Annotated in this window: 12 protein-coding genes; all 12 read right to left on the reverse strand. The window is 31.5% G+C overall.

Annotation, left to right across the window (positions count from 1 at the left end):
* Positions 1 to 11: 11 nt before the first annotated feature.
* Positions 12 to 878 (reverse strand): tRNA pseudouridine(55) synthase TruB, encoded by an 867-nt coding sequence (gene truB, locus RYO54_RS01585; RefSeq protein WP_315114856.1) that lies wholly within the window; start codon positions 876 to 878, stop codon positions 12 to 14.
* Positions 878 to 1,840: a bifunctional oligoribonuclease/PAP phosphatase NrnA gene (locus tag RYO54_RS01590; RefSeq protein ID WP_315115062.1), complete on the reverse strand. Its 963-nt coding sequence runs from the start codon at positions 1,838 to 1,840 to the stop codon at positions 878 to 880. The genes truB and RYO54_RS01590 overlap by 1 nt, the downstream gene beginning before the upstream one ends.
* Positions 1,827 to 2,192 (reverse strand): 30S ribosome-binding factor RbfA, encoded by a 366-nt coding sequence (gene rbfA / locus RYO54_RS01595; RefSeq protein ID WP_315114858.1) that lies wholly within the window; start codon positions 2,190 to 2,192, stop codon positions 1,827 to 1,829. Before rbfA ends, RYO54_RS01590 begins: the two co-directional genes overlap by 14 nt.
* 15 nt (positions 2,193 to 2,207) lie before the next feature.
* The gene (infB, locus tag RYO54_RS01600) at positions 2,208 to 4,286 is read right to left on the reverse strand and encodes a translation initiation factor IF-2 (protein ID WP_315114861.1); all 2,079 of its coding nucleotides are present in this window, start codon (positions 4,284 to 4,286) and stop codon (positions 2,208 to 2,210) included.
* Positions 4,287 to 4,303: 17 nt separating this feature from the next.
* Entirely contained in the window at positions 4,304 to 4,618 is a 315-nt protein-coding gene (locus RYO54_RS01605) for a ribosomal L7Ae/L30e/S12e/Gadd45 family protein (RefSeq protein WP_315114863.1), read from the reverse strand.
* Positions 4,608 to 4,877: an RNase P modulator RnpM gene (gene rnpM / locus RYO54_RS01610; protein WP_315114865.1), complete on the reverse strand. Its 270-nt coding sequence runs from the start codon at positions 4,875 to 4,877 to the stop codon at positions 4,608 to 4,610. Before rnpM ends, RYO54_RS01605 begins: the two co-directional genes overlap by 11 nt.
* A gap of 30 nt (positions 4,878 to 4,907) precedes the next feature.
* Complete coding sequence (gene nusA, locus RYO54_RS01615; RefSeq protein ID WP_315114867.1) at positions 4,908 to 5,957, reverse strand: transcription termination factor NusA; 1,050 nt, start codon at positions 5,955 to 5,957, stop codon at positions 4,908 to 4,910.
* Positions 5,958 to 5,974: 17 nt separating this feature from the next.
* On the reverse strand, positions 5,975 to 6,436 hold the full coding sequence (gene rimP, locus RYO54_RS01620) for a ribosome maturation factor RimP (RefSeq protein WP_315114869.1): 462 nt from the start codon (positions 6,434 to 6,436) through the stop codon (positions 5,975 to 5,977).
* A 209-nt stretch (positions 6,437 to 6,645) separates the two neighbouring features.
* Positions 6,646 to 10,950 (reverse strand): PolC-type DNA polymerase III, encoded by a 4,305-nt coding sequence (locus RYO54_RS01625; protein ID WP_315114871.1) that lies wholly within the window; start codon positions 10,948 to 10,950, stop codon positions 6,646 to 6,648.
* 10 nt (positions 10,951 to 10,960) lie between these two features.
* Positions 10,961 to 12,010 (reverse strand): flavodoxin-dependent (E)-4-hydroxy-3-methylbut-2-enyl-diphosphate synthase, encoded by a 1,050-nt coding sequence (gene ispG / locus RYO54_RS01630; RefSeq protein ID WP_315114873.1) that lies wholly within the window; start codon positions 12,008 to 12,010, stop codon positions 10,961 to 10,963.
* Between the two features lie 10 nt (positions 12,011 to 12,020).
* Positions 12,021 to 12,992: an RIP metalloprotease RseP gene (gene rseP, locus RYO54_RS01635; protein ID WP_399548907.1), complete on the reverse strand. Its 972-nt coding sequence runs from the start codon at positions 12,990 to 12,992 to the stop codon at positions 12,021 to 12,023.
* Between the two features lie 68 nt (positions 12,993 to 13,060).
* On the reverse strand, positions 13,061 to 14,218 hold the full coding sequence (locus tag RYO54_RS01640) for a 1-deoxy-D-xylulose-5-phosphate reductoisomerase (protein ID WP_315114875.1): 1,158 nt from the start codon (positions 14,216 to 14,218) through the stop codon (positions 13,061 to 13,063).
* Positions 14,219 to 14,227: the final 9 nt, after the last annotated feature.

Here is a 14,227-nt window from a genome sequence, read left to right on the forward strand (position 1 = left end):
AGTTATTACCCCTATACAAGCAATTTCAAGATTTTAAATCCTTCGTCACTTCTTCTACCTAGACCTATAAATTTATTGCCAGAATAAACTCTTAAGATAACATCTTTTTCAATGCTTCCCATTATCCTTTTATCCTTTATAAGAACTCCATTTACTAGTAATTTTTCATAAACTTCTTCTATAGTAATACTTTCATATTTACTTAGTGCTTCATCTATAGGTACAAGATATTCATTTATATTTTCACTATTTAAATTATCTATATGTAGAGCATCTTTAATATTAAAAATGCTAGTTTTAACTCTTTCTAACTCCCACATGGAAGCCCCTACGCCTAGTTTTTCACCAATATCATAGCAAAGGCTTCGTATATAAGTGCCTTTTGAGCAATGTACTTGAAAGGTTACGTAAGGTAAATCTATATTTAATATATCAATAGAATATATGTTAATTTTTCTAGCTTTTCTTTCTACCTCTATCCCTTCTCTAGCCAATTGATAAAGTCTTTTACCATTGACTTTTAATGCAGAGTACATGGGAGGAACTTGCTCTATACTTCCTTGAAAAGATTTAATACACTCTTCTACAATTTTTGATTCCAAGTTTACAGTCTCTTCTTTTAATATTTTACCTTCTTTATCATAGGTATCCGTAACTACTCCAAGTTTTAAAGTGCTTTTATAAATTTTACTTTCATTCATTATGTAATCTACAATTTTTGTAGCATTTCCTAAACAAATAGGGAGTACACCGGAAGCCATTGGATCCAGTGTACCTGTATGACCAACTTTTTTAGTATTTGCGGCTCTTTTGACCATTCTAACCACATCAAAAGATGTTATACCAGAAGGCTTAAATATATTTAAAATTCCATTCATTATATCAACTCATTTTCTGCTAATTCTATTAATATATTTTTTACTTCTCTTAATGATTTATTTCTAATGGAGGCACCAGCTGCTCTTATGTGGCCTCCACCTCCTAAGGTTTCTGCAATCTTTCTAACATCAACTTTTGATTTAGACCTTAGGCTTATTTTTATTTCATTTTCTTTTTCTTTTAGGAGAATAGTAATCTCAACAGGTTTAATACCATTTCCGAAAGAAACTATATCTGAGGTATCTGTGTCAGGATCTATGTTAAGTTTTGTAAACATATCTTTTGTAACTGTCATTACACATATCTGGTCATTTATAAGTTCCATTCTATCAAATACCATACCATATAGTTTGAATCTATCAAAATCCTTACTATCAAATACAAGTCTATGTATACTACTAAAATCAATACCAGTATTTATTAAATTTCCTGAAATAGAGTGAGTTACTGAGGTGGTATTTGAGTATCTAAAAGATCCTGTATCTGTTAATATGGATGTATATAAACAAGTTGCAATATCCCTATCTATTTCTACACTGAAATCTTTAAGCATTTGATAAACTATTTCTCCCATACATGCAGAATTAGTGTCTACATAATTCAAATGGCCATAAAGTTCATTTGATACGTGGTGATCAATATTAATTATTGTATATTCTTTGCTGCCTAATTCAATGTCACCATTAATTCTCCCTGTATTTCCACAGTCTAAAACAATTACGCAATCTGTACCTTCTAAAACCTTTCCAGTAGACTCTATAACTTCATTGCTACAAGGTAGAAAGATAAAGTTATCAGGAATACCTTCTTTGCAGAGAATGTAAGCAGATTTATTTAACTTTCTAAGTCCTTGTAAAAGACCAAGAGAACTCCCTAAGGAGTCCCCATCAGGAGAAGTATGGAAGCTTATAGCAATTTTTTTACTCTCTTTAATGATTTTTAAAATATCATTCATTATCATCATGTTCTCTCTCCTTTATATGAGCTAATATAGCATCAATATGCATACCATGCTCGATGGAGTTATCTAATTCAAAAAGTATCTCTGGAGTATATCTTAAGTTAATTCTATGACCTACTTCTCTTCTAATAAAACCGCTAGAATTTTTTAATACTTCAAGAGTATTCTTCTTTTCTTCATCATTTCCAAATATACTAACGTATATTTTGGCATATCTTAAATCCTTGGTTACATTGACCTTTGTTATACTAACCATAGCATTCATCCTAGGGTCTTTTATATCATATTGAATTATATTAGACACTTCTTTTCTTACTTCTTCGTTAATTCTTCCAGATCTATGTTTAACCATAAAATATCCCTCCTACTATAGGGTCTGCTTTTTTACTTCTTCCATAGTATAAGCTTCTATGATGTCGCCTTCTTTAAGATCATTGAATTTTTCAACCATCATACCACATTCATATCCTGCGGCAACTTCTTTAGCGTCATCCTTGAATCTCTTCAATGAAGAAAGTCCTGCTTCGAAGATTACTATACTTTCTCTCAATACTCTTACACTTGCATTTCTTAGTATTTTACCATTTAATACATAACAACCTGCAACTGTTCCAACATTTGAGACCTTGTAAGTCTGCCTAACTTCAGCTCTTCCAAGGATTACTTCTTTATAATCAGGCTCTAACATGCCGATCATAGCGGCTTTAATATCTTCTATAGCAGTATAAATAACCCTATAAGTTTTAATTTCAACGTTCTCTTTATCCGCTATAGCAATTGCATTATTATCTGGTCTTACATTAAATCCAATAATTATAGCATTAGAAGCATTAGCCAATGTTACATCAGTTTCTGTAATTGCTCCTACACCACCGTGTATAACCCTAACTTTTACTTCATCAGTTGATAGTTTTTCAAAGGATTGCTTAACAGCTTCTATAGAACCTTGTACGTCTGCTTTAACAATTATATTTAATTCTTTTATTTTACCCTCTTTAATCTGGCTATATAAGTCTTCTAATGAAACTTTATGAGTAGATTGTAAATATTCACTTCTTATTTTTTCTTTTCTCTTTTCAGCCATTTCCCTTGCAGTTTTTTCATCTTTTACTTCATTAAATCTATCACCAGCAGAAGGAACTTCTGACAACCCTAATATTTCCACAGGTATTGATGGTCCGGCTGATTTTATTTTTTTGCCCTTATCGTCGAACATTGCTCTTATTCTACCATATGTTGTACCTACAATAATTGAGTCGCCAACACTTAAGGTTCCGTTTTGAACTAAAAGTGAGGCTACTGGTCCTCTACCTTTATCGAGTTTAGCTTCAATGACAGTTCCTTTAGCATTTCTATGGGAATTTGCTTTCAATTCTTCCATTTCAGAAGTTAAAAGCACCATTTCCAATAAATTATCTATACCTTCTCTAGTATGTGCTGAAACTGGTACTGTTATAGTATCTCCACCCCAATCTTCAGCTAATAGATTTTCGTCAGCTAATTGTTGTTTTACTCTATCTGGATTAGCTGATGGTTTATCCATCTTGTTTATTGCAATAATCATTGGAACATTTGCAGCTTTACAGTGGTTTATAGCTTCTTTTGTTTGAGGCATTAAACCATCATCAGCAGCGACAACTAATATAACTATATCAGTAATTTGAGCACCTCTTGCTCTCATTGCTGTAAAAGCTTCGTGTCCAGGTGTATCTAAGAAAGTTATTTTTTGATCTTCTATTTCCACTGTATATGCACCGATGTGTTGTGTTATGCCACCTGCTTCTGATGAAGCCACCTTTTCTTTTCTGATAGCATCTAACAATGAAGTTTTACCATGGTCAACATGGCCCATAACTGTAACTACAGGAGGTCTCTTTTCTTTATCATCCTCCTCATCTTCTTCTCCAACAACCTCTTCGATTGAATAATCTTCTTCCTTTTTAGTTATAAGAACGTCAAGCTTTTCTCCAAGTTTCTCTGCTGTTTCGAAATCTATTTCTTGGTTTAGTGCAGCCATTACTCCCATAAACATAAGTTCTTTTATTACTTCTGAATAAGGTTTAGCAAGTTTATCTGCAAATTCTTTTACAGTGATAGTATCTCCTAGTTCTAATACTATTTTATCATCATCATCGTCGTTATCACTATCATTATTTTGTGTATTATCTTGTAATTTATTTTTTATTTTCTTAACTTTTGTATTAACTTTTATTTCTGCTTCTTGAAGTTCACCGTACTTCTCTTCTATATTATCAGAATCATTTAAATCACCACTATCTTTGTCGGACTCAGCATATAATTCTTTTATAAGTTGAGCATCTTCATCTTCAATAACACTCATATGGTTTTTTACTTTTATGCTGAACTCATCTTGTAGTAATTGTATAAGATCTTTACTAGACACATCTAGTTCTTTTGCTAATTCGTATACTCTAATTTTTGACAAAGCATTCACCCCCGAAACTAATTTATGTTCATGTCATTCCATAAATCCATTAACCTTTTGGCAATAGATAAATCACTTATTCCAACGATATTTAATCCTTCTTTACCTAATATATTTGATAGATCATCTTTGCTATAGTAAATTATCATAGGTGTATTTTTAATATCACAAAGAGTTTTAAACTTATTTTTTGTATTTTCAGATGATTCCTTTGATACTATTAATAAATGACAGGTTCCTCTTTTAATGGAATCTTCACATTTATTATAACCCTCTAGACATTTACCAGCTTTTTTAGCTATTCCTAGAAAGGAAATAAACTTATCTTTCATTATTTATCTCTTCCCTTAATTTATTGTATATTTCTTCACTTATGGTGGTTTCGAGATTTCTGTCTAATTTTTTGCTTTTAAAAGATTTTTGAAGACACTCTACATTTTTACATATATAGGCGCCTCTACCAGGCTTTTTACCAGTTAAATCTACTGAAACTTCACCATCTTTATTTCGTACAATCCTTATGAGCTCTTTTTTAGGCTTCATTTCCATGCAACCGGTACACATTCGTTCAGGTATTTTCTTTACTCTCATATAAACACCACCTTCTTTTTAAAGTCCTAGTTATCCATTGACTTGTGAAGAGCTTTTAATATCTATCTTCCAACCTGTAAGTTTTGCAGCTAGCCTTACGTTTTGACCTTCTTTTCCTATGGCAAGGGATAATTGATTATCATCCACCACTACTTTAGCTGACTTATTTTCTTCATCAATTGTAACATCTAGTACTTTAGCTGGACTTAATGCATTTGCAATATACTCATCTGGAAGTTTACTCCATTTTATTATGTCAATTTTTTCATTTTTTAATTCATTTACGATATTTTGAACTCTTATACCCTTAGGCCCTACACAAGCACCCATTGGATCTACATCTTCATCGTTAGAATGAACAGCAATTTTTGTTCTTGAACCTGCTTCTCTAGCTATACTTTTTATTTCTACAACTCCATTATATATTTCAGGCACTTCTAATTCAAATAGCCTTTTAACTAAACCAGGATGAGTTCTAGAAACTATTACTTGTGCACCCTTAGTAGTATTTTTTACTTCAACTATATATAGCTTTAATCGCTCGTTGAAATTGTAAGCCTCACCTAACATCTGCTCATTAGGTCCAAGTACTGCTTCTATTTTCCCTAAGTCAACAAAAACGTTAGTTTTATCTTTTCTTATTACTGTTCCAGTTATAATGTCACATTCTTTTTCTATAAATTCATTATAAACTATTCTTCTTTCTTCTTCTTTAATTCTCTGAATTACTACCTGTTTTGCCGCCTGAGCAGCAACTCTTCCAAATTTCTTAGGAGTTACTTCTATATTTACCACTTCATCTAATTCGTATCTTGGATCTATTTCTCTAGCTTCTTCTAAGGAAATTTCATTAAATTCATCTTCCACATTTTCAACTACTGTTTTCTTGGAATGTACTTGAATTTCTCCAGTTCCTCTATTCATAATAACCGCTACATTTTGAGTTGTAGCACCTTGTTTGGCGTAATTCTTCTTATAGGCAGCGACTAAAGCATCTTCAATAGTATTAAAAATTAAATCTTCACTGATACCCTTTTCTTTAACTATCTCTTTAAGTGCTTCCACAAATTCTTCATTCATTATTAAATTAACCTCCCTTAAAACTCCACTTTTAAATTAATAGTTTTTATCTTTTCTCTAGGTATAGCTAATAAGTTATCCTCTAGTTGAATATTTAAAATATCTTTATCGAATCCCTTTAAAACACCGTCAATTTTTTTGCTGCCATTAAATAAAGATTTAAGCTTTACAGAAACTGCATAGTCAATATACTTATTTAAGTGGTTATCGTTATGTAACTCTCTTTCAATACCTGGAGATGAAATTTCTAAATAATAGCCCTCTGATATTGGATCCTCAACATCCATCATTTCACTAACTTCCCTGCTAACCTTTTCACAGTCTTCTAAGGCTATTCCTTCATCTTTATCTATATATACTCTTAAATAATTTTCTCTATTTTCTTTTACATATTCTAAATAATAAAGCTCATACCCTAATCTATCAACTATAGGATGGATTAAACTTGTTAATTCATCTACAAATAAATTTTTTTCCATATAACGATCCCTCCTTACATAATATTGTGTAGTAAAACAGCGATTTAAATACAATTTTCATATATTAATTTAAAAACGCAACTATGGTTGCGTTTCATACAAATAGAAAGAGCGGGTTAATACCCACTCTTACAAGTCAAAATATATCTGCAAACTTACTAATTTCCATTGTATCACAACAAATTCCTTATTTCAAGGGCTAGTTATTTCTATAAGTTAAATAGGCTCAACTGATTGGTGTCAGGCATACCTTTAAGACAACCATGATTTTCTAAAGCTTCTATGACAGTTCTTGTAGCTTTTCCCCTAATTTTCAAATCTTCTTTTGAGATGAATTCTCCAAGCCCTCTACCTTCAACTATATTTTTAGCAGCATTTACTCCCACTCCAGTAAGAGCACTTAATGGAATTCTGATTCCATCATTTTCGATTAAAAATCTCTCAGCATGGGATTTATATAAGTCAGCTTCTAGAAATTTGATTCCTCTAAGATACATTTCATGACAAATCTCTAAGGTGGTTAAAAGTCCTTTATCCTTAGGAGTAACGTTATTTCCCATGGCATTAATCTCTTCTATCTTTCGTAGCATAGAATCAATACCCTTCAATATTATATCTGCATCAAAATCATCAGCCCTAACAGAGAAGTAAGTAGCATAGTAGTCCCTTGGATAATATACTTTAAAATAAGCTATTCTAACAGCCATCATAACATAGGCAACGGCGTGACCCTTAGGGAACATGTACTTTATTTTTTTACAGGATTCTATATACCAATCTGGAACCTGATTTTCTCTCATAACTTGCTCATGTTCTTCGGACAACCCTTTCCCTTTTCTTACCTTTTCCATAATGTTAAAAGCTGTTTTAGGCGGCAATCCTTTATATATTAGATATACCATTATGTCATCTCTTGTAGCTATACAATCTTTTAGAGTAGTATATCCTTCTTTTATATAATATTGAGCATTATTAAGCCAAACATCAGTACCATGTGAAAGTCCAGATATTCTTACTAAATCTGAGAAGGTTTTTGGTTGAGTGTCAATCAACATCTGCCTAACAAATTTAGTACCAAACTCAGGAAGACCATACGTGCCCACTTCACATCCTAGTTCTTCTTTAGTAATTCCTAAAGCATCCGGAGATGTAAAAAGACTCATTACTTTAGTATCCGCTAAAGGTATTGTTTTAGGATCTAATCCAGTTAAATCTTGAAGCATTCTAAGCACAGTAGGATCATCGTGACCTAAAATATCTAATTTCAGTAGTCTACCGCTTATAGAGTGGTAATCAAAGTGGGTAGTTATTATTTCAGTATTGTTATCGTCTGCTGGACGTTGTATTGGAGAGAAATTAAATATTTCGTTATCTTGAGGAACAACCATAACTCCACCAGGATGCTGTCCAGTAGTTCTCTTTATGCCAGTACATCCTAAAGTTAACCTTTCAATTTCAGCTCCGTTAGAAGTGATGTTTTTCTCAGTTAGATATTTTCTAACAAAGCCATAGGCGGTTTTCTCTGCAATTGTACCTATTGTCCCAGCCCTAAAAACATGACCCTTACCAAATAATTCTTCTGTATATTTATGTACTACAGATTGATATTCACCTGAGAAATTTAAATCTATGTCCGGTTCTTTATCTCCTTCAAAACCTAGAAAAGTTTCAAAAGGTATATCATGACCGTCTTTTGTTAGTACGTTTCCACATTCAGGACAATCTTTGTCTAGCAAATCTGCACCAGAACTTATGGAACCATCTGTTATAAATTCACTGTATTTACAATTAGAACATACATAATGAGGTGGTAAGCCATTAACCTCAGTTATATCTGACATTGTAGCAACAAAGGAAGAACCTACAGATCCTCTTGACCCAACTAAATATCCATCTTGATAAGACTTATCAACTAATTTATGTGCTATTAAATACAATACTGCATAACCATTATTTATTATGGAATTTAGTTCTTTATCAAGTCTCTTTTGAACTACTTCTGGCAAATTATCTCCATAAATACTATGAGTTTTATGTAAAGTCATTTGTTTAATTTCTTCTTCGGCACCTTCTATTTTAGGAGGAAATGTTTCATCAGGAATTGGCTTTATTTCTTCAATTAATTCAGCAATCTTGTTAGTGTTTTTTACAACTACTTCAAAGCTCTTTGCATTTCCTAAATAATCAAATTCCTTTAGCATTTCTTCAGTTGTTCTAAAGTATAATGGAGGTTGGTTGTCTGCATCGCTATATCCCTGACCATTCATTATAATTCTTCTATAAATTTCATCTTCAGGATTTAAAAAGTGAACATCGCAGGTAGCAACCACTGGTTTATTATATCTTTCCCCTAATGTACATATCCTTCTATTTATATTTTTTAATTCATCAACATCTTTAACCGTGCCATTTCTTATCATAAAATAGTTGTTTTCTAGAGGCTGAATTTCAAGATAATCATAGAAATCAATTGTGTTTTTTAATTCGTCATCACTTTTACCTTTAAGAATCTCTTTATAAATTTCCCCTGCCTCACAAGCAGAGCCGATAATAAGGCCATCTTTATATTTTTGTATTAAGCTTTTTGGCATTCTAGGTCTCTTATAAAAATAATCTAGATGAGAATGGGATATCAATTTATAAAGGTTCTTTAATCCCTTCATGTTTTGAGCTAATACTATTAAATGATATGTAGGTAATGTTTTCACATCAATATTTTTAAAATATTCTTCATTTATGTTTTCTAAGGTAAAGATTTCTCTTTCCCTTAAAGCCTCAAAACTTTTAACTAATATTTCTCCTGTAGCCTTTGCATCATCCACAGCTCTATGATGATTTTCTGAATTTATCCCTAAATGTTTTGCAACTATATTTAATTTATACCTCTTTAGTTCTGGATATAAAAATTTAGCAAGAGGGATTGTATCCATTATAGGATTATTAAACGTTAAGCCTAAGTCTTTACAGTTCTTTTTTATAAAAGAAACATCAAAGCTTGCGTTATGTGCCACTACAACAGTATCCCCTACAAATTCTAAAAATTTAGGCAAAACTTCGTTAATATCTTCTGCATCTTTAACCATTTCATCAGTTATACTTGTAAGTTCTATGATTTTTAATGGAATAATTACTTTAGGATTGACAAAACTACTAAAGCTATCTATTATTTTTCCATTTTTTATTTTTACGGCACCAATTTCAATTATTTTATCATTTATGCTGGAAAATCCTGTGGTTTCTATATCGAAAACAACAAATTCATCATCTATAGATCTTCCTTCTCCATCTATAACAATAGGTACTCCATCATCTACTAGGTAAGCTTCTACGCCATATAAAATTTTAATCTTATGTTTTTTACCAGCATCCATAGCTTCAGGATATGCTTGAACTACGCCATGATCAGTTATAGCAATGGCACTATGACCCCATGTGGCTGCTCTTTTTACTAAGGCTTCTGCAGATGTCATAGCATCCATGGCACTCATTCTAGTATGAAGATGTAGTTCAACTCGTTTTTCTTCTGCAGTATCCATTTTCATAATCTTATTAAGCTTTATAATATCCCTTGCCATAATAACTACTTCTCTTGCATAGTTATCATAAATAGCTTCCCCTCGAATTTTGCAGTAAAGCCCTTCCTTTATTTCTTCTAACACTTTTTCCTCATCCTTTGGACGAGTAAATATTTTTACTGTAATGGAACTAGTATAATCCGTAACATAAATAGATACAATTTTTCTACCAGTTTTAGTTTCAATTACGGTCCTTTTAAATATATCTCCACAAATTGTTACCATACCCATTGGTTCATCAATACAATCAATAGTAATCCAATCTTCATTAATATTTTTTCCTAGGAGAATACTGCTATCTTTATCTCCTTTTGAATTCTTATCATCATTCTTTTGTCTATCTAAAGCTATAACTTTATTTTTTTCTATCTTAGGTTTACTATTTTTTATAATTTCTTTAATTAAGGACATCTCTTCTTCTACTAATTCATTGCATTCTTGGTCAGCACATGAAATCTCATAAATTAGCTTTACCTTACACTCTATCCCAAAAACATCTCTTATTACACCATAAGTCAGTTCTTCAAAATTTTTATTCTTTAACATATTATAAATAAATTCATTTCCATATTTTATTATCAGAGTATTATCCTCTACATATTTGTGACCATTTAGCATGCATTCTTTTGCTAGAGGTACATGAGTAATTAGTGCATTTGTAAGTTCGCACCAATAATTATTACATAAATCTTCAAGGGTTACATCAGAAATATCCTTATAAGAAACCAATTCTATATCATTAAAAAAGTTAAATTTTTTATAAAGTATTTCTTTAAAGCAATTCTCCATGTCTTTGTTAAATTCATTAAAAGATTTAAGTATTACTTTCAATTTATTACTTTTTTTCAAATACTGTATTTTTAGAATTTTAATATCTTTTAATAAATCTTGTGAAGATGGATTTTCATCATGAAGTATTTTAGCCAAATCTATATTCATCTTCTTCACCTTACATTTTTTCTATTTCTTTAATAAGTTCATAAATCAGTTGTTCTTCTTTTACTTTTTTAATTATCTGTCCTTTTTTAAATATTAATCCTTCACCATTGCCGCCAGCTATACCTATATCAGCATCTCTAGCTTCCCCAGGACCATTTACTACACATCCCATTACTGCAATTTTAATATTTTTATTTAAGTTTTCAACTTTTTTCTCTACTTCGTTTGCAATTTTTATGAGATCAATTTCTGTCCTACCGCAGGTTGGGCAGGATATGAATTCTATACCTCCCTTTAGCAAGCTTAAAGATTTTAATATTTCTTTTGCTACTTTTATTTCCTCCGTAGGATCTCCAGTTAGGGAAACTCTTATTGTATCACCTATTCCTTCAGCGAGAAGAGTACCTATACCAACACTAGATTTAATAGTCCCTCTCCAAAGAGTTCCGGCTTCTGTAACACCGAGGTGCAAAGGGTAATTAGTCTTTTGAGATATTAATCTATAACTTTCTATCATTTCCATAACATTTGAAGATTTAATAGATAATACTATATTATCAAAATCAAGTTCTTCTAAGATTTTTGCATGTTCTAGTGCACTTTCTACCAATGCTTCTGGGCAAACCTTGCCATATTTAGTTAACAGTCTTTTTTCTAGAGAACCTGAATTCACTCCTATTCTAATAGGTATATTCCTTTCTTTTGCCTTTTTCACTACCATTTCTACTCTTTGCTTATCACCAATGTTACCAGGGTTTATTCGAAGTTTACTTATTCCATTATCAATAGATTTTAAAGCTAATCTATAGTCAAAATGTATATCTGCTACTAGAGGTATATTTATACCTTTTATTATATCCTTTAGAGCTTCACAAGCTTCCATATCAGGTACAGCGCATCGGATTATTTCACATCCCGCTTCTTCTAATTCTTTTATTTGTCTTATAGTATTTTTTATGTCCCTAGTATCAGTATTTGTCATAGATTGAATAGATATAGGGGCATCGCCCCCAATATAAACATTTCCTATTTGAATTTTTTTAGTACTTTTTCGTTCCATTTTATCACTCCTAGAATGTTACAGGATATAAAATATCCTTTATTGTAACTAATATCATTAATGTCATAAGAATGGCAAAACCTATATAATTAATTACACCGACCTTATTATTATCGACTTTTTTTCCTGTAATTATTTCTATCAAAAATAATGTAATCCATCCACCGTCTAAGGCTGGAAATGGTATTATATTAAAAATACCTAATTGTACGCTTAAGTAAGCCGCAAAAAATAGTAGATTTAAAAAACCTGCCTTAGCGGCCTGACCTGATACTTTAATAATTGTAACAGGACCACCAAAATCATTTAAAGAAGCTTTTCCTTTAAATATAGTACCTAAAAATCCAAATGTTTGATTAATTAGTGAATTTGTTTCCACAAAACCATAAGAAATAGATTCTTTAATCGTTGGACTTTTAACTTCAGTAGGATATACACCCACAATGTAATTACCTTCTTTTTCATCTTTCACAGGAGTAACTTTAGTTGTTGTAATTTCGTTTCCCCTTTTAACAGTAATATCCATTGTTTCACCTTTATTCATATAAACTTGAGTATAAAAGTCTTCCCAAGTGAGTATTTTTTTATTGTTAATTTTAAGTATTTTATCGCCCTCTTGTATACCAGCTACTTGTGCGGGTAGATTAGGTACAACTTTACTAATTATAGGGGCAAAATATCCTTTGCTCCCAGCAATTATACTAAATATGACAATTGCTAAAATTAAATTCATTATAGGTCCTGCAGCAACTATACTCAGCTTTTGTAAAGAACTTTTATTTGAAAAGGCTCTTTCATCAAAAGTTTCTTCCCCATCTTCACCAAGCATCTTAACATATCCACCTATTGGTAAGAGTTTAATATTATAAGCGGTTTCACCACTCTTAAATCCAACTAGCTTAGGTCCCATTCCTATTGCAAATTCTTCAACTTTTACTCCATTAAGTTTAGCCATAATGAAATGCCCTAACTCATGGATCATAACCAACAATCCAAAGGCCAATAAAGCTCCTAATATATTAATAAAATTCACAGTCACTCCTCCTTAATTTAAAGCTTAAAACTATCAAATACATAATTTTTTACTCTCTTATCCATTTCAATTATGCTCTCAATAGACAAATCCTCACAATTATAAAATTTATCCATTGCTTCTTCTAATATATTCCCTATTTGAAGAAATTTTATTTTTCTATTTAGGAAAAGATCAACAGCAGCTTCATTTGCTGCATTTAAAATTGTAGGCATAATACCTCCTTTTTCCCCTGCTATATATGCTAATTTTAAAGGTTTGAATGTATCCAAATCTGGTTTTTCAAAGGTCAATTTTTCTAGATTGTAAAAATCAATTTTCCCTCCTACCGCTTCTTTTCTCTTTGGATAATTTAAGGCGTATTGTATAGGCAATCTCATATCAGTAGTGCCCATTTGAGCAATAACATTTCCATCTGTATATTGAACCATAGAATGTATTATGCTTTGAGGGTGGACTACTACTTGAATATCTTTATAGTCTATTCCAAAAAGATGATGTGCCTCTATTACTTCAAGGCCCTTATTCATAAGTGTAGCTGAATCTATAGAAATTTTTTTACCCATATTCCATCTTGGGTGTTTTAAAGCCTGTTCTAAAGTAACATCTTTAAGGTCCTCTATTTTTCTACCTCTAAAAGGGCCTCCGGAAGCTGTTAATATTATTTTATCTACTTCCTCCTTTGAATTTCCTTCTAAACATTGAAAGATTGCGCTATGCTCTGAATCTACTGGAAGGATTTTAACATTATTCTTTTTAACCTCATCTATTATTATATCCCCTCCCACAACCAGGGTTTCTTTGTTAGCTAAGGCTATATCCTTTCCTGCTTTTATTGCATTTAGTGTAGGCTGAAGGCCAATCATACCAACTACCGAGGTTAGAACAATATCTATTTCTGGGAGAGATGATATTATATTTAAACCCTCCATACCAAAAAGTATCTCTATTTTCTTATTATTTTCTTTGCAGTAACTCATTATTTTATCAAAAGCATTTTTTTCTGTTATGGCTACATATTTAGGATTAAATTCTTCGATTATTTTTATTGTACCTTCCCAATTGCTATGAGAAGAAATGCCAACTAGCGAAAGATTTCCTTTTGTTTTTCTTATAACATCCAATGCTTGAGTTCCAACAGAACCAGTAGCACCTAATATGGTTAACTTCTTCAAATCAACATC

The sequence above is a fragment of the uncultured Clostridium sp. genome (assembly GCF_963515715.1).
Lineage (GTDB): Bacteria > Bacillota > Clostridia > Clostridiales > Clostridiaceae > Clostridium_AW.

Excerpts from the sequence above, each read along its gene's own strand:
- rbfA (WP_315114858.1), bottom strand. The coding sequence starts at position 2,192 with ATGGTTAAACATAGATCTGGAAGAATTAACGAAGAAGTAAGAAAAGAA.
- nusA (WP_315114867.1), bottom strand. The coding sequence starts at position 5,957 with ATGAATGAAGAATTTGTGGAAGCACTTAAAGAGATAGTTAAAGAAAAG.
- rimP (WP_315114869.1), bottom strand. The coding sequence starts at position 6,436 with ATGGAAAAAAATTTATTTGTAGATGAATTAACAAGTTTAATCCATCCT.
- RYO54_RS01605 (WP_315114863.1), bottom strand. The coding sequence starts at position 4,618 with ATGAAAGATAAGTTTATTTCCTTTCTAGGAATAGCTAAAAAAGCTGGT.
- ispG (WP_315114873.1), bottom strand. The coding sequence starts at position 12,010 with ATGGAACGAAAAAGTACTAAAAAAATTCAAATAGGAAATGTTTATATT.
- RYO54_RS01590 (WP_315115062.1), bottom strand. The coding sequence starts at position 1,840 with ATGATAATGAATGATATTTTAAAAATCATTAAAGAGAGTAAAAAAATT.
- truB (WP_315114856.1), bottom strand. The coding sequence starts at position 878 with ATGAATGGAATTTTAAATATATTTAAGCCTTCTGGTATAACATCTTTT.
- rseP (WP_399548907.1), bottom strand. The coding sequence starts at position 12,992 with ATGATCCATGAGTTAGGGCATTTCATTATGGCTAAACTTAATGGAGTA.
- rnpM (WP_315114865.1), bottom strand. The coding sequence starts at position 4,877 with ATGAGAGTAAAGAAAATACCTGAACGAATGTGTACCGGTTGCATGGAA.
- RYO54_RS01625 (WP_315114871.1), bottom strand. The coding sequence starts at position 10,950 with ATGAATATAGATTTGGCTAAAATACTTCATGATGAAAATCCATCTTCA.